Origin of the sequence: Kribbella aluminosa (assembly GCF_017876295.1) — a bacterium.
Lineage (GTDB): Bacteria > Actinomycetota > Actinomycetes > Propionibacteriales > Kribbellaceae > Kribbella > Kribbella aluminosa.
Genome location: NZ_JAGINT010000001.1, coordinates 1,922,249 through 1,943,995 on the forward strand (window position 1 = coordinate 1,922,249; position 21,747 = coordinate 1,943,995).

A 21,747-nucleotide genomic window follows, 5' to 3' on the forward strand; every position below is an offset into this window, starting at 1 on the left:
CGGCCTCCCGATCAGGAGTGCTGCGACCCCAGCCCGGGTAGACCTGGATCCACTGCTCAGCTACGTGCAGGCACGTCAACCAGCCCGGCGGCATGGCGTCCGGCGGCGGCAGCGGCCTCGAAGTACGCACGGTCCTCGTCGAGGCCGCGGCCCATGGTCGACAGCTTCACGGGGGCGGCCTGCATCGCGTCGTACAGCCCGTCGACGCCTACGCGGACCACGTGGTGCCTGGCCTTCAGGGGCTCGGCTGCGTCGCGTACTGCGTCGCCGAAGTCCCCATCCAGATCCGGTACGACGACGTCGGCCGGCTGGAGTGCTACCCGGCCGTACGCGGTCAGGCTGTGGTGGGAGATGCCACGGTGTCGCGGCCGCGGGTCTGCCTCGGAGATGCGGAGTGAGGCGACCGCCCGTCCGCCCAGGGTGCCGATGGCGTTCACGGCCTCGCCGGACTGCACACCGGAGAAGCCCCAGCGCGTGCCGGTACCCAGGTTGCCCGGGCCTTGCGTAATCACGACCAGCTCGGCCGTAAGCACCTGTACTGCGGTCAGCAGCCCGGTGTGGACGGTTACCGCTTCACGGTCTCCGCCGTACGCCTGGCCGACGGTCACAGTGCCGCTGAGCCACCCGGCGTCCCGTAGCGTCGCCACACTCCGGGAGAACGCCAGGGGGAGCGCGCCGCCGTCAGTCATCACGTAGACGACGCGTGTGGTCGGCCGGGCCTCGTAGACACCGGCCAGCACAGCCGGCAGGGCGGAGTGCAGGTCGGCGACCACCACCGGCGTACCGAAGAGGTCGTCAGCGTCCCGCAGTACGTCGTGGTCGGGGGAGTCCTGCTCGTCCGCGCCCATCACCATCGTCTGGAGCGGCGTGTAGCGCGCCTTCACCAGGTGCCCGTGCTCAGGCAGGTCCTCCGGGAGCCTGTCCGGTACGGCGACCACCAGGGCGTATCCGCCCGTGCCCAGGCCGCGGTCCAGGGCGCCTACGTTCAGCAGCACACGGTCGCCCGCAACTGGCGCACCGACCAGCTCCGGGTACGCCAGTGCACGCACAGTCTGCTCGCCAATCGTCACAGTCAGCTCAAGCGCCCCGGCCCAGCTCCGCCCGACCTGTGCGACCACACCGTCCCGCCAACGAATCACACCGTGAGATTAGCGGGTCGAACCGGTGTTCGAAGTTTCGGTGCGACAAGGCGGGTTTTGGACGCCCGAGGCCGTAAGGTGGTCGGGTGTCGGCGCGGAAGAGTGAGCGGCTGCTCAACGTGGTCATCTGCCTGCTGGTCGCGCGCACCTACGTGACCAAGGAGCGGATCCGCGAGGTCGTCGAGGGCTACGCCGGGCAGACCGACGACGCGTTCGAGAAGATGTTCGAGCGCGACAAGGACGAGCTGCGCGATCTCGGCATCCCGATCGAGATGGGCACCATCGACAAGTTCTTCTCCGACGAGGTCGGGTACCGGATCCGCCGCGACGTGTTCGAGCTCCCCGAGGTGCACCTGGAGCCGGACGAGGCCGCCGTGCTGGGAGTCGCCGCGCGGGTCTGGCAGCACGCCGGCCTGTCCGAGGCGACCACGTCCGCGGTGCTGAAGCTGAAGGCGGCCGGCATCCAGACCGACCAGTCGGCGCTGAGCGCGATCGAGCCGCACGTCGGCGCGTCCGAGCCGTCGTTCGACCCGCTGTGGGCGGCGGTGGTGGCGCGCCAGGCAGTCCGGTTCCAGCACCTGCGCAGCGGTGCGTCCGAGCCGACCACGCGGACGCTGGAGCCGTGGGGGATCGTCTCCTGGCACGGCCGGTGGTACGTCGTCGGGCGCGACCGCGACCGGCAGGCGACCCGGATGTTCCGGATGTCGCGGATCGGCGGCGCCGTGAAGACGGTGGGGGAGCCCGGCGCGTTCACCGTGCCGGAGGGGACGGACCTGCGCTCGCTGGTGACCGAACTGGCCCCGCCGCGGCCGACCTCCGAGGCGAAGGTGCGGGCGCGGACCGGGTCGTGCGTGAGCCTGCGCCGCCGCGCGAACGCCATCGAGTCGTACGAGGAGGGCTGGGACCTGCTGCACGTCCCGTACGCCGACTCGTCGGTGCTGGCTGAGGAGATCGCGTCGTACGGAACGGATGCGGTCGTCGAAGGACCGGGGGACGTGCTCGACGGCGTGCTGTGGCGTCTGCGGACGGTGGCGGGATGAGTAGCGCGCGTGACCAGGTGCAGCGGCTGCTGGCGCTGGTGCCGTACCTGCGGGAGAACGACGGTGCCCGCGTCGACGATGTCGCCAAGGAGTTCGGCGTCCGGCCGAAGCAGATCATCGCGGACCTGAAGGTGCTGTGGTTCTGCGGGCTGCCCGGTGCGCAGATGGGCGACCTGATCGAGATCGACATCGAGGCGGCCGAGGGCGACGGCGTCATCCACATCAACAACGCGGACTACCTGGCCCGCCCGCTGCGGCTCGCCGCGGCCGAGGCGCTCGCCCTGCTGACCGCGCTCCGGACGCTGCGCGAGGTGACCGGCGGCCCGGACCGGGACGCCGTGGACCGAGCGATCGCGAAGCTGGAACGCGCCGCCGGTGAGGCCGCCGCCGCGAGCGAGGGCGCCGCGGCACACGTCCACGTCGAGCCGGCCGCGCCGGAGATCGCCGAGACCGTCAACCGCGGCCTCGCGACCAAGCGCCGCCTGCACCTGACGTACGACGTACCGTCACGCGACGAGACGACCGAGCGGGACGTGGACCCGATGCGGCTCGTGGTGTCCGAGGGGCGCACGTACCTCGAGGCCTGGTGCCGCCTGGCCGAGGACGTCCGGCTGTTCCGCCTGGACCGGATCGCCGACGTCAAGCTCCTCGACCTCCCGAGCGAACCACCGCCCGAGGCGACACCGCGCGACCTGTCGAACGGCATGTTCCAGCCCTCCGAACAAGACCTCCTGGCCACGCTCCGGCTGGCCCCGCCCGCGCGCTGGGTCGCGGAGTACTACCCGAACGAGTCCGTCGAAGAGGCCCCGGAGAACTCCCTGATCGTCAAACTCCGCGTCGCCGACGTCAACTGGCTGCAACGCCTGGTCCTCCGCCTCGGCGGCGCCGCCACGGTCCTCGACCCACCCGACCTCAGCACCCAGATCGCCGCCACCGCCCGCGACGCCCTCTCGGCGTACGACGTCTAACCGTTGCTGAGCTGCTTCTCCAGCGGGGAGCGGAAGCGGGGCGTGACCCGGACGCCGGCTAGCCAGGTGGTCCAGCGTTCGGCCTCGGATGCGACGAGGGCGGTGACGTCGGCGCCGACGTCCTCCAGCAGGTGGCAGCGGACCTCGCCGGACTCGGGTTGGCCCCAGCCGCCGATGATGCGGCCGTCGGACCAGATCGTCGGGCCGATGTTGCCGGTGCTGTCGAACAGCTTCGACTTGTGCGGGCCGAGGAACCAGTCGCGTTCCTTCCAGCCCATCGGCGTCGGGTCCAGGCCGGGCAGGAACGCGACCCACGGGTCGACCGGGACCTCCGGGTCCTCGTCGCCGGGCAGCACGTACCCGACCTGGCCGTCCAGGTCCACCTCGACGGCTTCGACCGCCGCCAGCGCCTTCCGGGACTGGCCGAGCGTCCACCCGGCGTACCACTGGAGATCGGCCACGGTGCCGGGGCCGAACGACGTCAGCCATGCCCGTGCGAGCGTCACCCGCGCGTCCTCCGCCGGCGGTTTGTCGCCGAGCCCGCCGGGCAGCCAGTCCGCGGACGGTGACCACTGGTGCTGGCCGCTCAGCCAGGTCCCCAGCGGGCGGCCGCGGACGATCCGGCCCTCGGCGGAGAGCTGGAACAGGACACGGCTCGTCACATACGGCTGGGCGGCGTACGACTTCCCGGCGGCCATGCTCAGCCGGGTCCGCAGCCGCGGCTCGTCGGCGGACAGCTCCTGCGCGGTCGCGGACCCGCGCAGCGCCAGCGCGGTCGCCGTCGACTCCTCGACCGCCGCCAGCCAGCGCCCGCAGGCCTCCGTGTCCTCGGCGACCTCCGCCTCGGCCAGGTGCTTGACCAGCAACTTCCGCTGCTTCACCGCGATGTCGTCCGTACACGCCGCCTGGACGACCGGCGCGAACGGCGTCGGTACGACGAACACGGTACGGCGCATGCCCAGCATCCGGATCAGCGTGCGGTCGTCGTACAGCGCACGCTCCGTGCCCGCGACCTCACTCCCCGGAACCCGCGCGGCCACGCTCAGGTGCACGGTGGCCGGATCGGTCGCGTGCAGGGCGACCATCGCCGCGGCCGCCGCGACCGGGTCTGCCGCCTGGCAGCCCGCGCCGAGCCGGTGCCGCCGCCCCAGCCGGGCCCGCCGCTCCGCCACCCCGATCCGCCTCATCCACACCCCTTGGTCCGTTGGAACACCCTGCGCGACACTCGGTTTTACCATCACGTTCCGACACCGTTGTCCGCGGAGACGCACCGCGGGTCGTGGCCCGCCCGCCGGAACCGGCTAGGCTCCTGGGTATGTACTGGTTGCTGCTCTTCGTCGCGGTGGTGGTGGTGTGGACGATCGTCCTCGCCCTGCTCGCGCTGAAGCTGTGGCGCCAGGGCAAGGCACTGACGCGTGAGTTGGTCGCCGCCCAGTCCAAGCTGGATGCAGCGCAGTCCACGGCCGGGTCTGGACAGACCCGTGAGGATGCGTACGCTCCGGCGTAGTATTCGGCCACGAACTCAGGCTCGAGTCCCGAGTTGATGGTGGCAGTGTTTGATGTTGAAAGGGAGATCGACATGGCAGCACCGCTCCTCGGGATGCCTCAAGGCGCAGAGTGGCTCGTGATCCTCGCGATCGTCGTGCTGCTGTTCGGTTCGGCGAAGCTGCCGCAGCTGGTCAAGCAGCTCGGCAAGTCGAAGAAGATCTGGGAGGACGAGGTCGGTCCGCGGAAGAACGGCGAGCTGACCGAAGAGGCCTCGCAGCAGCCGGCCCAGCCGGTGCAGCAGCCGGTCCAGCAGGCCCAGGCGCAGCCGAACCAGGCGAACGGCCAGGCGCCGGGCGACGGCCTGCCGCCGACGCACACGGCGAACTGAACAGAACGCCCAACCTGTGTCGATGGTGAAGTTCGGGCGACGGAAGGCGAAGGAAGACCGCCGCCCGAGGGACCCAGAGGGTCGGATGACCCTGCGCGAACACATTGTCGAGCTCCGTAACCGGCTGCTCATCAGTGTGCTCGCGATCGTGGTGTGCACGATTGCGGCCTGGTTCATCTACTACCAGGCGCTGGAGATCCTCAAGCAGCCGTTCGAGACGGCCGTGCGGCCGTTCGCCGAGAACCGCGGCCTGAAGCCGCAGCTCACCTTCCAGGGCGTCGGCGACCCGCTGACGTTCCGGATCAAGGTGTCGGCGATGCTCGGCCTGATCGTGTCCGGGCCGATCTGGCTGTACCAGCTCTGGGCGTTCATCGCGCCGGGTCTGCACCGCACCGAGAAGAAGTGGGCGTACCTGTTCGCCGCGATCGCCGCGCCGCTGTTCGCGACCGGTATCGCGCTCGGCTACTGGACGCTGCCGAAGGGCATCGCCATCCTGCTCGGCTTCACCCCGGACCAGGTGCAGAACCTGATCGAGCTCGGCAAGTACCTGGACTTCGTGATCCGGACGCTGCTGGTGTTCGGCGTCGCGTTCCTGATCCCGCTGGTGGTCGTGCTGCTGAACATGGTCGGCGTGGTGCCGGCGTCCGCGCTGGCCAAGTTCCGGCCGTACATCATCGTGGCGATCTTCGTCTTCGCAGCCGTCGCGACGCCGTCCGGTGACCCGTTCACGATGTGCCTGCTGGCGATCCCGATGACGATGTTGTTCCTCGCCTCCGAGGTGATCGCGCGGATCAACGACAAACGCCGCAAGGTGCGCAACGACGAGTTGCTGGCGGACTAGGGGATGTCTCGGCGGATCGCGCTGGTGGTCAACCCCACCAGCGGTAAGGGCCGTGGTGCCCGGATCGGCCCGGTGGTCCGGGAGCGGCTGGCGGCCGCCGGGCTGACGGTCGACGTACACACCACCACCTGCGCCGCCGACGTCGGCCGGATCGCCGCCGAGGTGGTCGCGTCCGGCGCGGACGCGGTCGCGCTGGTCGGCGGTGACGGCACGATCCACCTCGGCGCACAGGTGCTGGCGAACTCCGGGATGCCGTTCGGCGTCATCCCGGCCGGCACCGGCAACGACTTCGCCCGCGGTCTCGGCGTACCGCTGAATGATCCCGCCGCCGCGGCCGACCTCGTGGTCGGCGGCCGGATCCGGGCGGTCGACCTCGCGGTGGTGAAGGACGAGTTCATCACCACCGTGGTCGCGGGCGGCTTCGACTCGCTGGTGAACCGGCGCGCGAACGCGATGACCTGGCCGAAGGGCAACGCCCGCTACACGCTCGCGACCCTCGCCGAGCTCCGGACCTTCAAGCCGCTGGAGTACGTCGTCACGATCGACGGCGAGCGGCTGGAGACCCCCGCGATGCTGGTCGCGGTCGGGACCGGGCCGATGTACGGCGGCGGGCTGCAGATCTGCGCGAACGCCGAGATCGACGACGGCCTGCTGGACGTGACGATCATCGAGCCGGTGTCCCGGCTGACGCTGCTGCAGATGTTCCCGAAGCTGTCGAAAGGCACCCACGTCGGCCACCCGAAGGTGCGGATGCTGCGTGGCCGCTCGGTGCGGATCGAGTCGCCGGGGATCACGGCGTACGCCGACGGTGAGCCGCTCGGCCCGCTGCCGGTGGAGATCGGCATCGCTCCGGGCGCACTGACCGTCTTCCACTAGGCCCTGTCTGGATCACCAGACAGGGCCGAGACGAAATCATGAGGTTCCGAGGTCCTTCCATTCCTGCCTTCGGTCTGATAGGAAAGCTTCCTAACAGTTCGTTGCCTCGGACGCCCCTCGGAGGACCTCATGGAGAACCGTCCCACCCGCCGGACCACGCTGCTGCTCGGTCTGTCGCTCGCCGCCGTTCCGGCCGCCGGACTCGCCGCCTCCCGCTACGCGTCGCCCGCCGACGCCGCGGTACAGGTGAAGGCGACCGGCCTCGACGATCCCGCGAAGAAGGAGATCGCGATGGAGATCGTCTGCAGCGCGGAGAACTCGTCGCTGGACTGGAAGGCGCAGTACAAGTACATCGAGGACATCGCCGACGGCCGCGGGTACACCGCGGGCATCATCGGCTTCTGCTCGGGAACCGGCGACATGCTCGACCTGGTCGAGCTGTACTCGAGCCGGAAGCCGGGCAACGTGCTGGAGAAGTACCTGCCGGCGCTGCGCAAGGTGAACGGCAGCGACTCGCACAAGGGCCTCGACCCGAACTTCACGAAGGACTGGAAGACCGCGGCGAAGGACTCCGCGTTCCAGTCGTGCCAGAACGACGAGCGCGACCGCGTGTACTTCAACCCGGCCGTCAAGCAGGGCAAGGCCGACGGGATCGGCACCCTCGGGCAGTTCTGCTACTACGACGCGATCGTGATGCACGGCGACGGTAACGACCCGACCAGCTTCGGCGGCATCCGCAAGCGCGCGCTCAGTCACGCGAAGCCGCCGTCGCAGGGCGGGAACGAGACGACGTACCTGAACGCGTTCCTGGACGCGCGCGTCTGGGCAATGAAGCAGGAGGAAGCCCACAGCGACACCAGCCGCGTCGACACCGCGCAGCGGGTCTGGCTGAAGAAGGGCAACCTCGCGCTGAACACCCCGCTGGACTGGAAGGTGTACGGCGACCCGTACCACATCAGCTAGTCACCACCGGACCGCAGCCGGGCTCTCGTCGGACCACCAGGGAAGAGAGCCCGGCTGCGTCATGTCCTGCGTCATGTCCTGGGCCAGGTCCTGGGTCAGGTCTCGGCCCGGTCGGTGCGCGAGTCGACCTCCGCGCGCTGCCTGAGCATCGAGAGGTTGGTGGCGAGCTGTTCGAGGACCGGTGCCGGCAGGACCGAGCCGATCCAGGTCTGCAGCTCCGCCTCGACCGTCGGCGTCGCGGCCGCGAGTGCGTCGGCGCCCGCGTCGGTCAGCTCGAGCAGGGACGAGCGGCGGTCGTCGGGGTTCGCCGTACGCCGGATGCGTCCGGCCGCCTCGAGCCGGTCGACGGCCTTGCTGGTCGCGCCGACGGTGATCGCCAGCTCGCGGGCCAGGTCGAAGACCCGGGCGGTGTCGCGGGACGCGATGGAGCGCAGGAACTCGAACTGGCCGAGCGGCAGCTCGTGCTCCGCCTTCAGCCGGGCGTCGACGGCGTTGTAGATCCGCGTTTCCAACCGGACCAGGTCCGTGAACAGTGCTGTGAGATCAGTCACGGAATTAGATTCCTCGGAATGTAGTTGGAAAGAACTATATTCCTCGGAATCTATCATCAGGAGTCGACGATGAGCGCTGAAGAACGCCAGGCAGCACGCGGCATGATGCAGAAGAGTGAGGTCGGCCGGTCGCCGAAGGAGCAGCGGGCCGGGTTCGACGAGTTGTTCGCGAACCGGCCGCTCGGCGACGACGTCACGCTGGCGGAGCGGACGATCGGCGGTGTGCCGGCCCTCGACGTACGGGTCGAGGGTGCGGACGCGGCGGGTGTGATCCTCTACCTGCACGGCGGCGGCTATGTGATCGGCTCCGCGCGGACCGGGGCGAACCTGGCCGCCCCGCTGTCCCGTCGCAGCGGTGTCCCGGCAGTTTCGCTGGAGTACCGGCTGGCGCCGGAGCACCCGTTTCCGGCCGGGATCCACGACGCGTTGGCGGCGTACCGGGAGCTGGCCGATCAGCAGGTCGTGATCGCGGGCGACTCGGCCGGCGGCGGCCTGGCGCTGGCGACCTTGATCGCGGCGCGCGCGGAAGGACTGCCGATGCCGGCCGGGGTGGTGCTGTTCTCGCCCTGGACCGACGTGGCGCTGACCGGTCCGAGCATCGACGCGCGGAGCGACTACGACCCGCTGTTCAGCCGCGCCGCCATGGAGGAGAGCGCCGAGCTCTACCTGGGCGGTGCGGACCCGCGGAACGAACTCGCCAGCCCGGTCCTCGCCGACCTGAAGGGCCTGCCGCCGTTGCTGGTGCAGGTCGGTACGGCGGAAGTCCTGCTCGACGACTCGCTCCGCCTGGTGGCCCGGGCCGCCGAGCAGGAGGTGGACGTCAGCCTCGACGTGATCGCCGGCGCGCCGCACGTGTTCCAGTACTTCGCCGGCCTCCTCCCCGAGGCCGACGAAGCCCTGGATCACGCGGCGACGTTCATCAAGAACCGGCTAGCTGCGACCAGAACCCGCAGTGGTGCTGCCGGCTGAGGCTGATCTGGGTGATCCCGCCGAGCTGGAACGACTGAGTTGCCCCACCACCATGGAACCGAGCCCACTCCGGCAGCTCCGACGAGTGATACGCGCCGGCCCGGTATCCAGGCGGGAAGCCGAAGTGGTCCGGCGCCGTCCGGTCCGCGAACGAGAACGTGTACCTCGGAACGAAGTGCGAGTACCCCTGCTCGTCGCGGGTGTTGCCCTCCATCACCGGCACGTGGTTGAAGACGGTCAGGACACTTGCCAGCCTTCGAACACGAATTGTGGTCACGCCGCGACCATAAGCAAGCCAGCCGGTCGGCCGGATCAACCTTTGGTATCCCTCCGCCGGACCATGGTCGAGGCGGGTTTTGTCGTGGGCGTCGCATAGATTGGTCACATGAGTACCCCGTCCGAGAAGTACGCCACGTTCCGCTCGGACCAGGAGCATCCTGCCGTGAAGGAGTTCCGGGGGCACTACGACTTCGAGCTGGACGAGTTCCAGCTGCGCGCCTGCGCCGCCCTCGAGGACGGGCACCAGGTCCTGGTCGCGGCGCCCACCGGGTCCGGCAAGACGCTGGTCGGCGAGTTCGCCGTGCACCTGGCGCTGGAGCGCGGGCAGAAGTGCTTCTACACCACCCCGATCAAGGCGCTGAGCAACCAGAAGTACGGCGACCTGGTCAGCCGGTACGGCGTCGACAAGGTCGGGCTGCTCACCGGCGACAACTCGGTCAACTCCGAGGCCCCGATCGTGGTGATGACCACCGAGGTCCTGCGGAACATGCTGTACGCCGGATCGCAGACCCTGCTCGGTCTGTCGTACGTCGTGATGGACGAGGTGCACTACCTGGCCGACCGGTCCCGCGGCGCGGTCTGGGAAGAGGTGCTGATCCACCTGGCGGACTCGGTCTCGGTGGTCTCGCTGTCGGCGACCGTGAGCAACGCCGAGGAGTTCGGCGACTGGCTGGAGACGGTCCGCGGCAACACCGTCGTCGTCCTGGAGGAGAAGCGGCCGGTGCCGCTGTTCCAGCACGTGATGGTCGGGAAGCGGCTGCACGACCTGTTCGCCGGTGAGGCGCCGACCGCTCGGGTCGGCGCTCCTGCGTCGGGCAAGTCCGGAAATCCGGCGAAGGCTGCCGTGCAGGCGGACGTGCGCGATCTGGTCAACCCGCAGCTCGTCCGGATCGCGCGCGACGACAGCCGGATCTTCCGGGACGACTCGCGCAAACCCCGGCGCCGCCGGGACCTGCCGAGTAACCGGCCGGCCAGGACCCACTTCACGCCGTACCGCTCGGATGTCGTGGAGGAGTTGGACGCTGGCGCGCTGCTGCCGGCGATCTTCTTCATCTTCTCCCGCAAGGGCTGCGAGGACGCCGTCGTGCAGTGCCTGCGGTCCGGGCTGCGGCTCACCAAGCCGTCCGAGCGCGACGAGATCAAGCGGGTCGTCGCCGAGCGTACGGCGGACCTCCCGGACGAGGACCTCGGCGTGCTCGGGTACCACGACTTCGCCGAGGCGCTGTCACGCGGGATCGCGGCGCACCACGCGGGCATGCTCGCGGCCTTCAAGGAGGTCGTCGAGGAGCTGTTCGCGCGCGGGCTGATCAAGGTCGTGTTCGCCACCGAGACGCTTGCCCTGGGCATCAACATGCCGGCCCGCACCGTCGTACTGGAGAAGCTCTCCAAGTGGAACGGCGAGGCGCACGTCGACATCACGCCGGGGGAGTACACGCAGCTCACCGGGCGGGCCGGGCGGCGCGGGATCGACGTCGAGGGGCACGCGGTCGTGCTCTGGCAGCCCGGGTTCGACCCGCGGGCGGTCGCGGGACTCGCGTCGACGCGTACGTATCCGCTGCGGTCGTCGTTCTCCCCGTCGTACAACATGGCCGTCAACCTGGTCCGCCAGGTCGGGCGGACGCGGGCGCGGGACATGCTCGAGCTGTCGTTCGCGCAGTTCCAGTCCGACCAGGCCGTGGTCGGGCTGGCGCGGCAGGTGCAGCGCAACACCGAGGCGCTCGAGGGGTACAAGGAGTCGATCGAGTGCCACCTCGGCGACTTCCTGGAGTACGCCGCTCTGCGCCGCCGGATCGGCGAGCGGGAGTCGTCCGGCTCGAAGCGGCGCAAGCTCGACCAGCGGGTCGAGGCGCAGGAGTCGATCGAGAAGCTGAAGACCGGCGACATCATCCGGATCCCGGCCGGGCGCAGTGCGGGCTGGGCGCTGGTGCTCGACCCGGGGATGCGGTCCGAGCGGGAAGGGCCGCGGCCGACCGTGCTGACGCTCGACCGGCAGGTGCGGAAGCTGTCGATGGTCGACTTCCCGTCGCCGGTCGAGGCGATCGGGACGCTGCGGATCCCGCGCAAGTTCAACCCGCGGAACCCGCAGCAGCGGCGCGAACTGGCCCAGGTGCTGCGGAACCGGACCGACCTGCTGGGCGAGGACGGGCCGCCGTCGCGCCACCGCGACGTGATGTCGCACGCCGACGATCCGGAGCTGCAGGAGATGCGGGCGCAGCTGCGTGCCCACCCCTGCCACGGGTGCTCGGACCGCGAGGACCACGCGCGCTGGGCGGAGCGGTACTTCCGGCTCGACCGCGAGAACCGCGACGTACAACGCAAGATCGAGCAGCGGACGAACACGATCGCCCGGCAGTTCGACCGGGTCTGCCAGGTGCTGGACGCGCTGCATTACCTGGACGACGACAAGACGACCGAGGCGGGGGATCGGCTCGCGCGGATCTACACCGAGCTCGACCTGGTCGCTGCCGAGTGCCTTCGGCAAGGTGTCTTCGACGACCTGACGGTGCCGGAGCTGGCGGCGTGCCTGGCCGCGCTGGTGTACGAGTCCCGCTCGAAGGACGACCCGACCTCACCACGACTGCCGCGCGGCGACGTACGGCAGGCGCTGGAGCGGATGGGCGCGATCTGGCGCGACCTGTCCGCCCTCGAACGCGACATGCGGGTCGACTTCCTCCGCTCCATGGACCTCAACTTCTGCTGGCCCGCCTTCCGCTGGGCCTCCGGCGCCTCCCTCGCCGAAGTCCTCTACGAATCCGACCTCGCCGCCGGCGACTTCGTCCGCTGGGTCAAGCAACTGATAGACCTCACCGAACAAATAGCCGACGCCGCCGGCCCCCACCCCCCTCCGCACCACCGCCCGCTCCGTAGTAGACCAAATCCGCCGAGGCGTAATCTCCTACGCCACGGTCGTCGACTGACCGAGCATGGCTCCTGCGCACTTGGCATGACCGATCAATGCGAGCCTGCGCCCAAGAGAGGAACTAGACTTCGTACTATGACTGGCACCGAAGCCCCCCGCGATCACGAGGCTGCCCGGTCGCGTGCGCACCGGCTGCTGGATGCGGTGCCGGATGAGCGCATGTCGGACGTCGTCGGGATGCTCAAGCGTCTAGCCGAGTCGGAGTCCTCTGACCGGCTGCGTCGACGGTTCAGGACCGTGGGCGTGTTCGACGGTGAGCACGACCTCAGTGGCCGGGTGAAGGACATCGCTCGCGGTGAACTTGGTAACGGCTCGAGTCAGTCGGCGTGATCGTAGACACCGGCGTCATTGTGGCGATGAGCAACCGCCGCGATGACTACCACCATCAGTGCACCGACCTGTTGACCACGACACTTGAGCCGCTCGTGCTTCCGGAGCCGTTGCTGGTCGAGATCGGCTACATGCTCGGTTCGAGAGCGAGCGCGCAGGTCGAGGCCGACTTTCTGCGCGACGTGGCCGATGGCCTCTACACGCTGGAGTCCATGCATCGCGATGACCTCGCCAGGACAGCCGAGTTGGTCGAGACCTACGCAGACTTGCCCCTTGGCACTGCTGACGCCTGTGTCATCGCGCTGGCGGAGCGCCTCGGTGTGACGCGAATCGCAACGCTGGACCGGCGTCACTTCTCTGTGGTGAGACCCAGACACGTTGCAACGTTCACGCTTCTGCCCGAGCTTTAGCGACTTCGACCTGAATTCAGGCGGGTGGCTGATCCTCGGCGGAGTGCACCTGTTGGGTGAAAGACTTGCCGGCGTTGTCCACCCTTGGTCTGAAGGAGAAGACGTTCGTGGAGTTGTCACGCCGGAGTCTTGGGAAGTTGGCTGTTGCTACGGGGGCCACCGCTGCGGTGGGGACCGGGGCCGGCTATCTGATCGGGCGGCCTGCTGATGCTGCTGCTACCTGGAAGGCGACCGGTACTGCGGTGCCGGCGCTGGTCGGGTTCGACAACCAGATGAAGGCGTTCATGCAGGCCCGGGGGATTACCGCGGGGCAGGTCGCGGTGACGTACAAGGGGCGGCTGGTGCTTGCCCGTGGCTACAGTACGTCGACCGCGCTGGCGGTGCAGCCGACGTCGTTGTTCCGGATCGCGAGCCTGTCGAAGTCGCTGACCGCGGCCGCGATCGTGAAGCTGGCGCAGGACGGGAAGCTGAGCCTGTCGACGCCGGTCGCGAACATCATCGACATCAAGCCGGCGACCGGGCTGACCCGGGATGCGCGGTGGTCGAAGATCACGCTGTGGAAGGTGCTGCAGCACCTCGGCGGCTGGGACCGGGACGTCTCCGGCGACCCGGAGTGGAAGGATGCCACGATCTCGCGGGCCCTCGGCGTACCGATGGAACTGCACACCGCGGACGTGATCAAGTACGTCGCCGGGCAGAAGCTCGACTTCGACCCGGGCGCGAAGTACGTGTACTCGAACTTCGGGTACACGCTCGCCGGCCGGGTGATCGAGAAGGTCAGCGGGCTCAGCTACGAGAACTACGTGAAGCAGAAGCTGCTCGCGCCGTTGAAGATCAACCGGATGGCGCTCGGCTACTCCCTCGCGAAGCACAGCGGCGAGACGTCGTACGAGTCGCAGTACACCGGCCCGACGGTCCTCGACATGTCCGGGAAGATCGTGCCCGCGCCGTACGGCTCGTTCAGCATGCGGATCCAGGACGCGAACGGCGGCTGGATCGCGAGCGCGCCGGACCTGGTCCGCTGGGCGAAGATGTTCGACGCGCCGTCGAGCGTGCTGAACAGTACGTCGCTCGGCCGCGTCTGGGCGAAGCCGTCCATCGGTGTGAACTCCGACGGCTGGTACTACGGCCTCGGCTGGCAGATCCGCCCGGTGACCGGCGGTACCGGCCGCAACACGTGGCACACCGGCAGCATGCCCGGTACGTACTCGATCGTCGTCCGCACGTACAACGGGATGAGCTGGGCGGCCGTGTTCAACCGCCGCGACGACGCCAGCGGCAAGTCGTACGGCGACATCGACGCCGCGCTGTGGACCGCCGCCAACGGCGTGAAGACCTGGCCGACGAACGACCTGTTCCCGCAGTACTTCTGATATGGAGTGAGTTCTTGTCAAGGGCAGGGTGAGGCGCCCGTCGCGGTTGTGTTCCGTGGCGGGCGCCTCGTGCTTCGTCGGGCTGTGGCTCGGCCGAGCGTGTCGGTGTCGACGCGCGGTCAAGTCTGATATGCGCGGGTTGGTTACCGCAGGACGGTTGTTTCGGCTGGAACGGTTCCGCGTGTCTAGGAACGAGCGTCGCCCGGGGGGTGGGCTGCTCATAGAAGTGTCGCGGGTCGTTCCACGCGCTGCCGGCGAGCCTGTGCGGCTGACGAAGCAGTTCGATGGCCGGGCGTCAGGTGGCGTCGTCGAGGGTTGCCAGTGACCAGCACCAGCCGGCGAGTTCGCGGGCGATCGCGATGTTCGCGACGGTGCTGCGTTTGCGGCGGTCGATGAAGCGGACCCAGCGTTGGTGGAGGCGGTGGTTTCCTTCGTCACCGCGGATCCTGGCCGCGGCCGGGGCGAGGTCCCAGCGGTCGCGCAGGGTTTTGCCGATCCGGTAGTGGGGCCGGTGGTGCCAGGCTGCCTCGACCAGCAGCCGGCGGGCGTGGCCGTTGCCGGTCTTGGTGATCGGGCCCAGAGCGCGCGATCCGCCCGAGGAGTACTCGGCCGGGGTGAGCCCGACGAATGATCCGATCGAGTTGCCGGTGAACCGGTGCCAGTCGCCGATCTCGACCGCGAGCGCGAACCCGGTGAGCGTGCTGATGCCGCGCAGACAGCCCAGACGCCGCACGAGTGCAGTGAACTCCGAATCGGCGGCCAGCTGTTCGATCGCGGCGTCGAGCCGGTCGCGACGGGCCTTGGTTGCGAGCACTGTCTCGTAGTCGGCGTCGAAGGTCAGACGTGTGGCTGTCGAAGCAGATACCGAGGTCAGCCGTGGGAGGGCGTCGTTGCGCAGCCAGGTGTCGTGCTTACCGGTCCAGGCGTTGCCGCCGTCGTAGACGATGCCGTGGCGCAGCAGCAGCTTCGATAACCGGTGCCGGGCGCGCATCAGGTCGCTGCGGCAGTCCTCGCGGGCACGAACGAGGTCGCGGGCGGCCTCCTGGTCGATGGTCGGGATCGCGACCGCGGTGATCTCGTCCAACCGCAGCAGCCGCGCCAGATGCACGGCGTCCCTGGCATCGGTCTTCACCCGGTCACCGGCCGGCCGTTGCAGCTTGCTCGGCGCGACGACCTCGCACCTGACCCCGGCCGCGGTCAACACCCGATAGAGCCCGAAACCCGTCGGCCCTGCCTCATAGGCCACCGCGACCGGGCCCGGCAAACCGGCGACCCACGACCGGATGTGCTCGTGCGACGGGGTCAGCCTGGCCTGAAACAGCTCACCCGTGACGCCATCAATCGCCGCTGCCGCGACCGACCGGGCGTGCACATCAAGCCCAACACTCGTACGCTCGGTAAACACCGGGGCCTCCCACAACTGTCGGATAGGCCGAGCAGGCAGCCCCTACTCGGTAACCCACGAATCTCTGTGAGTGAGGCCCCGGCCCGCAACCCCGTCACGACGACGGCGTCACGTCATACCGTCTAGAACATCCCCGCCCGGAAGTGCGGCGTGCTGATCTGGGCCTCGCCGGTCATCTCGGTCAGTACGTCGCGCAGGGTGTCGATCGCCTGGTCGCCGAGGGCTTTGCGGAGCCGGCGTTCGTAGTCGCGGTGGAACCGGCGGGCCGCTGACAGGGCGGCGTGGCCGCGGTCGGTGAGGTGCAGCAGGCGCGCGCGGGCGTCGGTCGGGTCGGGGCGACGTTCGACATACCCGCGGCGTACGAGGTCGTCGGCGATCTGGCCGGCGCCCTGCTTGGTGATCTCCAGCCGCTCGGCCAGCCGGCTGATCGTGGTCGGGCCATCGGCCAGCGTGCGGAACACGAATCCGTCCGAGCGGCCCTGGTCCTCGTACCCCTGCGCGGCCAGTCGCGCGCGGAGTTCGCGGACGAACTCCTGGTCGGCGAGGAGTAGGAGGATGCCGAGATCCGGCTTGCCCGATTGCGTCATACCCGCCATGATAGTCAAGCTGACTTGGTCAAGTTGGCTTGACTAAATGAGGGGAGAGGCGGATGCAGGTCATCCACGCGGACGAGGCACCGCGGTTCCGGCTGCCGGGGGTCGAGTTCACCGGGTACGCCGCGCCGAGCCGGGGGTCGGCCGGGCTGTGCACGTGGCGGCTCACGGTCGACGTCGGCCACGGTGGCGACGCACCGCACACGGTCGACCACGACGAGGTGTTCATGGTGCTGAGCGGCACGGTGCAGCTCGGCGACGGAGGGGACAGGCTCGGCCCGGGCGACGCGGTCGTGGTGCCCGCCGGTGAGCCGATCGCGCTGACCAACCTCGGCGAGGAGAATGCCGAGCTGATCGTTGCCATCACGGCAGGGTTCACCGGCCATCTGGCCGACGGCACGTCTGTCCAGCCGCCCTGGGCGCAGTAGTCGCACCGGTCCGGGTTGCTGACCTGAGGGGACGTCCGGCACTAGGTTGGTTCTGCTGGATTGTCGAGCCAGGAGGGCCGGTCATGCCGGAGATCGTGGAGTTGGGGGAGCGGCCGTACGTCGCGCTGCGGGGCACGGTGCCGATGGACGGGATCGCGGCGTTCGCGGACCGGTTGCGGGAGGTGATCGACTGGCTGGCGGCCCGGGAGATCGCGCCGAACGACGCGCCGTTCTTCAAGTACGACGTGGTCGACATGGACCGCGGGCTGACGATGGAGATCGGCTTCCCGGTCGACGACGTGCACTCCGGTGAGGGCGAGATCGTCACCGGCGTACTCCCGGCCGGCCGGTACGTGACGGCCACGCACCACGGGCATCCCGACGGGCTGCTCGGCGCGACCCGGGACCTGCTTGCCTGGGGCGACGAGCAGGGCGTTGCGTGGGACGCCGACGGCGACATCTGGGCGGCCCGCCTGGAGGTCTACCGCTCCGACCCCCGCGAGGTCCCCGACATGGACGACTGGGTCACCGACCTGCAGTTCAAACTGAAGGGCTAAGCGCGTGGCTCCCGATCCGGCGCCTACTGCGCGGCACTCGGCACGGGCTCGCGACGGCGCTGGATCGGGAGCCACGCGCTAGTGCCGACTGTCCTGGCAGGCGTCAGTCGGCTCGACCCCGAGCGGATCCGGCACGTCGCCTCGCCGCTGATCGAGCTCGGCTGCGCTCTGCACGTGCTGGCTGAGCCTGCACACCACGGCTGTGCGGACTGGGCGGCCGCCGTGCCGCTCTCGGACGACCTGCGCGGGGAGCTCGCTCAGTGGGCCTGGACCGTACGAGCGGTACGGGCACGCTTCTTCGCGACCTCCACAGCCACAGGTATGCCGTCATGGGACGACGAGCTGGCAGCGCTGCGGAAACGTCCGCCGGAGGCGGTGGCCGCGGAACTCGTCCGCCCGCTCCGTGGCCGTCCGTTGAGCAGCCACGCCACCGACAACACCGCAGTACTGCACTGGGCGCGCAGCCGAGGCCGTTCCACCGCCGCACTGGTCGAGTCGCTGCTGACCGACCCCGCCGATCCGGTACGTCGTTTTGTCGACCTGCTGGACGCCTGCTGGCAGGAGTGGTTCCGGGCCGTCTGGGACGAGTCACGTGATGCCCTGGCTGCACGTGGTCGGCAGGACCGTGACTTGGCAGTACGGGACGGTGTTGGGGCGATGCTGCGTTCGCTGGACGCCTCGGTCGACGTACGGGACGCGGACAGCGTTGTGGTGCAGAAGGTGCAGAGCAAGCGGATCGACATCGGCAGCCGCTCGTTGCTGCTTGTCCCGAGCAACTACATCGCGCCGCACCTGTTCATCGGAGAGATCCCCGGCGAGCCGATCACGATCATCTACCCGACCCGCGGGCGCGCGGCCGACGTACCGACAGCACAGCAGATCCGGGAACGCCTGGACGCCCTGGCGTCACCCGACCGCCTGCAGGTGTGCCGCGCGGTTGCCAGCGAGCCTCGCACCGCAGGTGAGATCGCTGCGTTGTGGGGTCTGCACCCGACACAGGTCACCCGCCACCTGCGAGCACTTACCAGAGCCGGTCTGGTCACCGCTGAACGCCAGGGCCGGTTCGTTGCCTACAGGTTGAACAACGACGCGCTCACGACCCTAGGCGCCGACCTGCTCACGCTCATCCTGCGCTAGGAGGTCGCGGAGAGCCCTGGCGGCCGCGAAGCCGGCGCGGTTGGCGCCGATGGTGCTGGCCGACGGGCCGTAGCCGACCAGGTGGATGCGTGGGTCGACTGCAGCCGCGGTGCCGTTCATGCGGATGCCTCCGGACGGCTCACGCAGGTGCAGTGGGGACAGGTGCGCCAGGTCAGCACGGAAGCCAGTAGCCCAGAGGATTGTGTCCACGTGCTGATTGCTGCCGTCCGCCCAGTCCACACCGTCCGGTGTGATGCGCGAGAACATCGGCAGCCGCGTGTAGACGCCACGGCCCCACGCAGCTTGTTCCTGTTGCCGCAGGTGCAGACCGGTCACACTGACCACGCTACGAGGCGGTAGGCCCGCACGGACACGCTCCTCGACCCGGGCCACCACCTGACGCCCGTACTCCGGTGTGAAGTCCACGTCGGTGCGCCACTCCGGAGGGCGCCGAGTCACCCACGTGGTGGTCGCAACCTCCGACACCTCCGCCAGCAATTGCACCGCAGACGCACCACCACCGACGACGAGGACATGCTGTCCGGCGAGCGCAGCCGCGCCGCGGTAGTCCGCCGTGTGCAGCTGACGCCCGCGGAACGTCTCGATACCCGGGTACCACGGGATGAACGGCCGGTCCCAGGTCCCGGTCGCGTTCACCAGCGCGGCAGCGGAGTATCTCCCGGCAGACGTGTCCAGTGCGAACCCGCCGTCGATCTCCCGCACGCTCTCGACCGCCACCGGCCGTACGACGGGGAGGTCGAAGCGCTTCTCGTAGTCCGCGAAGTACGCGGGCACGAACGCGTTGGCCCGCTCGGCCCCGACGCTCGCCGGCACCGGCACTCCGGGCAGGTTGGCGATCCCGTGGACGTCGTGCATCGTCAACGAGTCCCACCTGTGCTGCCAGGCACCGCCCGGCTCCGTGTTGCGGTCCAGCACGACCACCTCGTCGTACGGCGCGAACCCGAACCGCACCAGGTGGTACGCAGCCGACAGCCCGGCCTGCCCCGCACCGATCACCGCTACCTCAAGCACACCAATCGCAACGCGAAGCCAGGCTGATGTCTTCCCGCGGTCACCGGCGGACCAGGGTCAGAGGCGTGGGTGAGGATAGTCGGGGGAGCGGTGCTGGAAGGACAGGATGCCGGTATTGCGGATGGTGCCGCCCTCGATCTCGATCGCTCGGCTGAGGGTGGCGTCGGCGTGCCAGCCGGCGGGACCTTCGAGCACCGGGCGGAGGAACGGCAGCAGGGCCTCGCTGATCTCCCAGGTCGCCGAGTTCCACAGGTACGACGGGCTGTGGTCGACGCCGTAGTACGTGATGTTGTCGCCGACCATGAACGTCGGGTCGTCGAACCCGGTCGGCCGGGCCCAGCTGAAGCCCATGCCCAGGTCGCAGGAGACGTCGACGATCAGGCCGCCCGGCTCGAACAGCGCCAGGTCCTCCTCGATCAGGAAGGTGAGCGGCGCGTCCGGATCCTGCAGCACGCAGTTCACGATGATGTCGTGCTCGGCCAGGAACCCGGCCAGCGGCACTCGGCCGTCCTCCAGCAGCGCGTGGCTCCGGCGGGGATCGAGGGCGGCACCGGGCGCGACCTCGTCCTGGTCGTACTGGACCATCCGCGCCGAGTGGATCGGTGAGCCGACGGCGGCCACGTCACGGCCGGTGAGAACGTCGACGTCGTGGATGCCGTGCGCGTTCAACGCGGTGACGGCTCCTCGGGCGGTCGCGCCGAACCCGATCACCACCGCCCGCAGCCGGCGCCCGTAGTCGCCGGTCGAGCCGACCAGCTCGAGCGCGTGCAGTACGGAGCAGTACCCGGCCAGCTCGTTGTTCTTGTGGAACACGTGCAGGCTGAACCGGCCGTCGGCGGTCCAGTGGTTCATCGCCTCGAACGCGATCAGCGTGAGCCGGCGGTCGATCCCGAGCTGGGTGACCTTCTCGTCCTGGACGCAGTGCGGCCAGCCCCAGAGCACCTGCCCGTCGCGGAGCTCAGCGAGATCCTCGGGCTGCGGCTTGGGCAGCAGGACGACGTCGGCGGCGGCGATCAGCTCGTCCCGGCCGACGACGCCGGCGACCGATTCGGCCAGTTGCTTGTCGGAGAGCCCGAACCGCTCGCCGTACCCGGCCTCGAGGAGGATGCGCCCCCGCAGATCCTCCTCGATCCGCTCGAAGTGGTGCGGATGGATCGGCAACCGATGCTCGTTCTCCTTGCGGGAACGACCGATGACGCCGAGGGTTAACTGGTCCACGAAGGCCCCTTTGGTTACTGCCTGTTGTAGCACAGCCCGTAGTACGGGCCACGGTGCGGCCGGTCAATCGGCGTTGGTACGCCGTCGTCTGCGGCCGCCTCCTGCCACCGCGGCAACCGACACGTACTCAGAGAAGCTGGTCGATGCGGTCGTGGTAGCGGCGACCGGCCTTGCCGCCGATGATCGCGGCGAGCAGCGTGAGCACCAGCAGGGCGGCGGCCGCGGCGGCGCTGCCGAGCAGGAGAGTGTTGTCGGAGAGCGCGACGCTCGGCCGGTGGAGGTTGCCGGTCAGGCCGTACTGGGTGTCCAGGAACCAGGTGAGACCGCCAGCGATCGCTCCGACGAGTACGGCGATCATCCACACGCCGAAGCCCTGCCGGCCGCCGTCGAAGCGCGCCAGGCGGCCTGCGACGTACCCGCCGGTGTAGAACGCGAGGGTGAGCATGAAGATCGTGACGGCAGCCGCGGTGATCGAAGCCGCGCCAGGCTGGGCCTTCGCGTCACTGGTCGTGTAGTTGAGGATCTGCGCGGTCCCGAACGCGGCGGCGGACACGGCGGCCAGCAGCAGCACCGACATCGCGATGGCGATCAGCCAGCCGAAGAACGCGGCACCGAACTTGAAACCGCGGTAGGACAGGAGCTCCGGGTCGACCTCGGTCTGCGCTGCAGCCGGCGGCGGGGTGCGCAGCTGTTCGTCCGCCGGGACCGCGATCGTGCTGATCGCCCGGCCTGCCGCGGCCCGTGCCTCCTCGTACCGCTGGGTGCTGTCACCGGCGGGCGTGGTGATCGTGGCGGTGTCACCGGGGTACTGCTGGCTCATGTCCGCTGGCTCCTCACAGGTC

General features: G+C 69.3%; 23 protein-coding genes and 1 pseudogene. 15 read left to right on the forward strand and 9 right to left on the reverse strand.

The annotated features are described in order from the left end of the window. Nucleotides 1–56 precede the first annotated feature (56 nt). Nucleotides 57–1,139: a DUF3866 family protein gene (locus tag JOF29_RS09450; protein WP_209693825.1), complete on the reverse strand. Its 1,083-nt coding sequence runs from the start codon at nucleotides 1,137–1,139 to the stop codon at nucleotides 57–59. An 86-nt stretch (nucleotides 1,140–1,225) separates the two neighbouring features. Here JOF29_RS09450 and JOF29_RS09455 point away from each other — a divergent pair, with 86 nt between their 5' ends. Next, nucleotides 1,226–2,179 carry a helix-turn-helix transcriptional regulator gene (locus JOF29_RS09455; RefSeq protein ID WP_209693826.1) on the forward strand — a complete coding sequence of 318 codons (954 nt, stop codon included), beginning with the start codon at nucleotides 1,226–1,228 and terminating at the stop codon, nucleotides 2,177–2,179. Further along, the gene (locus tag JOF29_RS09460) at nucleotides 2,176–3,147 is read left to right on the forward strand and encodes a helix-turn-helix transcriptional regulator (protein WP_209693827.1); all 972 of its coding nucleotides are present in this window, start codon (nucleotides 2,176–2,178) and stop codon (nucleotides 3,145–3,147) included. Before JOF29_RS09455 ends, JOF29_RS09460 begins: the two co-directional genes overlap by 4 nt. On the opposite strand, the gene JOF29_RS09465 is transcribed toward JOF29_RS09460, so the two are convergent. Continuing rightward, nucleotides 3,144–4,334 carry a winged helix DNA-binding domain-containing protein gene (locus JOF29_RS09465; protein WP_209693828.1) on the reverse strand — a complete coding sequence of 397 codons (1,191 nt, stop codon included), beginning with the start codon at nucleotides 4,332–4,334 and terminating at the stop codon, nucleotides 3,144–3,146. The genes JOF29_RS09460 and JOF29_RS09465 overlap by 4 nt on opposite strands. A 128-nt stretch (nucleotides 4,335–4,462) precedes the next feature. Here JOF29_RS09465 and JOF29_RS09470 point away from each other — a divergent pair, with 128 nt between their 5' ends. The 5 genes from JOF29_RS09470 (at nucleotide 4,463) to JOF29_RS09490 (ending at nucleotide 7,703) form a co-directional block, all read left to right on the forward strand. Beyond that, nucleotides 4,463–4,654, forward strand: a complete 192-nt coding sequence (locus JOF29_RS09470) for a hypothetical protein (RefSeq protein WP_209693829.1) — start codon at nucleotides 4,463–4,465, stop codon at nucleotides 4,652–4,654. A gap of 72 nt (nucleotides 4,655–4,726) precedes the next feature. Next, entirely contained in the window at nucleotides 4,727–5,023 is a 297-nt protein-coding gene (locus JOF29_RS09475; protein ID WP_209693830.1) for a twin-arginine translocase TatA/TatE family subunit, read from the forward strand. Between the two features lie 85 nt (nucleotides 5,024–5,108). Beyond that, entirely contained in the window at nucleotides 5,109–5,864 is a 756-nt protein-coding gene (gene tatC, locus JOF29_RS09480) for a twin-arginine translocase subunit TatC (RefSeq protein ID WP_209693831.1), read from the forward strand. Between the two features lie 3 nt (nucleotides 5,865–5,867). Beyond that, the gene (locus tag JOF29_RS09485) at nucleotides 5,868–6,740 is read left to right on the forward strand and encodes a diacylglycerol/lipid kinase family protein (RefSeq protein ID WP_209693832.1); all 873 of its coding nucleotides are present in this window, start codon (nucleotides 5,868–5,870) and stop codon (nucleotides 6,738–6,740) included. 129 nt (nucleotides 6,741–6,869) lie between these two features. Further along, complete coding sequence (locus tag JOF29_RS09490; protein ID WP_209693833.1) at nucleotides 6,870–7,703, forward strand: chitosanase; 834 nt, start codon at nucleotides 6,870–6,872, stop codon at nucleotides 7,701–7,703. Between the two features lie 95 nt (nucleotides 7,704–7,798). Here the strand turns inward: JOF29_RS09490 and JOF29_RS09495 are convergent, their stop codons facing one another. Next, the gene (locus JOF29_RS09495) at nucleotides 7,799–8,254 is read right to left on the reverse strand and encodes a MarR family winged helix-turn-helix transcriptional regulator (RefSeq protein WP_209693834.1); all 456 of its coding nucleotides are present in this window, start codon (nucleotides 8,252–8,254) and stop codon (nucleotides 7,799–7,801) included. A gap of 69 nt (nucleotides 8,255–8,323) precedes the next feature. Between JOF29_RS09495 and JOF29_RS09500 the strand changes: the two genes are divergently transcribed. Further along, nucleotides 8,324–9,223, forward strand: a complete 900-nt coding sequence (locus JOF29_RS09500; protein WP_209693835.1) for an alpha/beta hydrolase — start codon at nucleotides 8,324–8,326, stop codon at nucleotides 9,221–9,223. Here the strand turns inward: JOF29_RS09500 and JOF29_RS09505 are convergent. After that, nucleotides 9,174–9,500, reverse strand: coding sequence for a hypothetical protein (locus JOF29_RS09505; protein WP_209693836.1), 327 nt, complete (start codon nucleotides 9,498–9,500; stop codon nucleotides 9,174–9,176). The two genes, JOF29_RS09500 and JOF29_RS09505, sit on opposite strands and share 50 nt — an antisense overlap. A 108-nt stretch (nucleotides 9,501–9,608) precedes the next feature. Between JOF29_RS09505 and JOF29_RS09510 the strand changes: the two are divergent. From JOF29_RS09510 to JOF29_RS09525, 4 genes and pseudogenes are all read left to right on the forward strand, one after another. After that, nucleotides 9,609–12,420 (forward strand): annotated as a pseudogene (locus JOF29_RS09510) (DEAD/DEAH box helicase). 77 nt (nucleotides 12,421–12,497) lie between these two features. Next, nucleotides 12,498–12,752 carry a hypothetical protein gene (locus JOF29_RS09515; protein WP_209693837.1) on the forward strand — a complete coding sequence of 85 codons (255 nt, stop codon included), beginning with the start codon at nucleotides 12,498–12,500 and terminating at the stop codon, nucleotides 12,750–12,752. Continuing rightward, nucleotides 12,749–13,162: a type II toxin-antitoxin system VapC family toxin gene (locus tag JOF29_RS09520; RefSeq protein ID WP_209693838.1), complete on the forward strand. Its 414-nt coding sequence runs from the start codon at nucleotides 12,749–12,751 to the stop codon at nucleotides 13,160–13,162. The genes JOF29_RS09515 and JOF29_RS09520 overlap by 4 nt, the downstream gene beginning before the upstream one ends. Before the next feature lie 74 nt (nucleotides 13,163–13,236). Continuing rightward, complete coding sequence (locus JOF29_RS09525; protein ID WP_209693839.1) at nucleotides 13,237–14,535, forward strand: serine hydrolase domain-containing protein; 1,299 nt, start codon at nucleotides 13,237–13,239, stop codon at nucleotides 14,533–14,535. A 295-nt stretch (nucleotides 14,536–14,830) separates the two neighbouring features. On the opposite strand, the gene JOF29_RS09530 is transcribed toward JOF29_RS09525, so the two are convergent. After that, nucleotides 14,831–15,940: an IS110 family RNA-guided transposase gene (locus tag JOF29_RS09530; protein ID WP_307863235.1), complete on the reverse strand. Its 1,110-nt coding sequence runs from the start codon at nucleotides 15,938–15,940 to the stop codon at nucleotides 14,831–14,833. Between the two features lie 122 nt (nucleotides 15,941–16,062). After that, nucleotides 16,063–16,527: a MarR family winged helix-turn-helix transcriptional regulator gene (locus JOF29_RS09535; protein ID WP_209693840.1), complete on the reverse strand. Its 465-nt coding sequence runs from the start codon at nucleotides 16,525–16,527 to the stop codon at nucleotides 16,063–16,065. 62 nt (nucleotides 16,528–16,589) lie between these two features. On the opposite strand from JOF29_RS09535, the gene JOF29_RS09540 reads away from it, so the two are divergent. The 3 genes from JOF29_RS09540 to JOF29_RS09550 all read left to right on the forward strand — a co-directional run bounded on the left by JOF29_RS09540 (nucleotide 16,590) and on the right by JOF29_RS09550 (nucleotide 18,655). Next, the gene (locus JOF29_RS09540; protein ID WP_209693841.1) at nucleotides 16,590–16,961 is read left to right on the forward strand and encodes a cupin domain-containing protein; all 372 of its coding nucleotides are present in this window, start codon (nucleotides 16,590–16,592) and stop codon (nucleotides 16,959–16,961) included. A gap of 83 nt (nucleotides 16,962–17,044) precedes the next feature. Then, entirely contained in the window at nucleotides 17,045–17,518 is a 474-nt protein-coding gene (locus JOF29_RS09545; protein WP_209693842.1) for a GyrI-like domain-containing protein, read from the forward strand. 81 nt (nucleotides 17,519–17,599) lie between these two features. Then, nucleotides 17,600–18,655, forward strand: coding sequence for an ArsR/SmtB family transcription factor (locus JOF29_RS09550; RefSeq protein ID WP_209693843.1), 1,056 nt, complete (start codon nucleotides 17,600–17,602; stop codon nucleotides 18,653–18,655). Here the strand turns inward: JOF29_RS09550 and JOF29_RS09555 are convergent. The 3 genes from JOF29_RS09555 to JOF29_RS09565 all read right to left on the reverse strand — a co-directional run bounded on the left by JOF29_RS09555 (nucleotide 18,620) and on the right by JOF29_RS09565 (nucleotide 21,725). Further along, on the reverse strand, nucleotides 18,620–19,693 hold the full coding sequence (locus JOF29_RS09555) for an FAD-dependent oxidoreductase (RefSeq protein WP_209696057.1): 1,074 nt from the start codon (nucleotides 19,691–19,693) through the stop codon (nucleotides 18,620–18,622). The two genes, JOF29_RS09550 and JOF29_RS09555, sit on opposite strands and share 36 nt — an antisense overlap. A gap of 51 nt (nucleotides 19,694–19,744) precedes the next feature. After that, nucleotides 19,745–20,905: a N(5)-(carboxyethyl)ornithine synthase gene (locus JOF29_RS45220; RefSeq protein WP_209693844.1), complete on the reverse strand. Its 1,161-nt coding sequence runs from the start codon at nucleotides 20,903–20,905 to the stop codon at nucleotides 19,745–19,747. Between the two features lie 127 nt (nucleotides 20,906–21,032). Further along, a complete protein-coding gene (locus tag JOF29_RS09565; protein ID WP_209693845.1) occupies nucleotides 21,033–21,725 on the reverse strand; it encodes a hypothetical protein in 693 nt (230 codons plus the stop codon). Between the last annotated feature and the right edge of the window lie 22 nt (nucleotides 21,726–21,747).

Bases quoted from the DNA above. Each gene is read 5' to 3' on its own strand.
- JOF29_RS09515 (WP_209693837.1), top strand. From the start codon at position 12,498: ATGACTGGCACCGAAGCCCCCCGCGATCACGAGGCTGCCCGGTCGCGT.
- JOF29_RS09465 (WP_209693828.1), bottom strand. From the start codon at position 4,334: ATGAGGCGGATCGGGGTGGCGGAGCGGCGGGCCCGGCTGGGGCGGCGG.
- JOF29_RS09475 (WP_209693830.1), top strand. From the start codon at position 4,727: ATGGCAGCACCGCTCCTCGGGATGCCTCAAGGCGCAGAGTGGCTCGTG.
- JOF29_RS09490 (WP_209693833.1), top strand. From the start codon at position 6,870: ATGGAGAACCGTCCCACCCGCCGGACCACGCTGCTGCTCGGTCTGTCG.
- JOF29_RS09500 (WP_209693835.1), top strand. From the start codon at position 8,324: ATGAGCGCTGAAGAACGCCAGGCAGCACGCGGCATGATGCAGAAGAGT.
- JOF29_RS09470 (WP_209693829.1), top strand. From the start codon at position 4,463: ATGTACTGGTTGCTGCTCTTCGTCGCGGTGGTGGTGGTGTGGACGATC.
- JOF29_RS09485 (WP_209693832.1), top strand. From the start codon at position 5,868: ATGTCTCGGCGGATCGCGCTGGTGGTCAACCCCACCAGCGGTAAGGGC.
- JOF29_RS09565 (WP_209693845.1), bottom strand. From the start codon at position 21,725: ATGAGCCAGCAGTACCCCGGTGACACCGCCACGATCACCACGCCCGCC.
- JOF29_RS09460 (WP_209693827.1), top strand. From the start codon at position 2,176: ATGAGTAGCGCGCGTGACCAGGTGCAGCGGCTGCTGGCGCTGGTGCCG.
- JOF29_RS09545 (WP_209693842.1), top strand. From the start codon at position 17,045: ATGCCGGAGATCGTGGAGTTGGGGGAGCGGCCGTACGTCGCGCTGCGG.
- tatC (WP_209693831.1), top strand. From the start codon at position 5,109: ATGACCCTGCGCGAACACATTGTCGAGCTCCGTAACCGGCTGCTCATC.
- JOF29_RS09535 (WP_209693840.1), bottom strand. From the start codon at position 16,527: ATGACGCAATCGGGCAAGCCGGATCTCGGCATCCTCCTACTCCTCGCC.
- JOF29_RS09540 (WP_209693841.1), top strand. From the start codon at position 16,590: ATGCAGGTCATCCACGCGGACGAGGCACCGCGGTTCCGGCTGCCGGGG.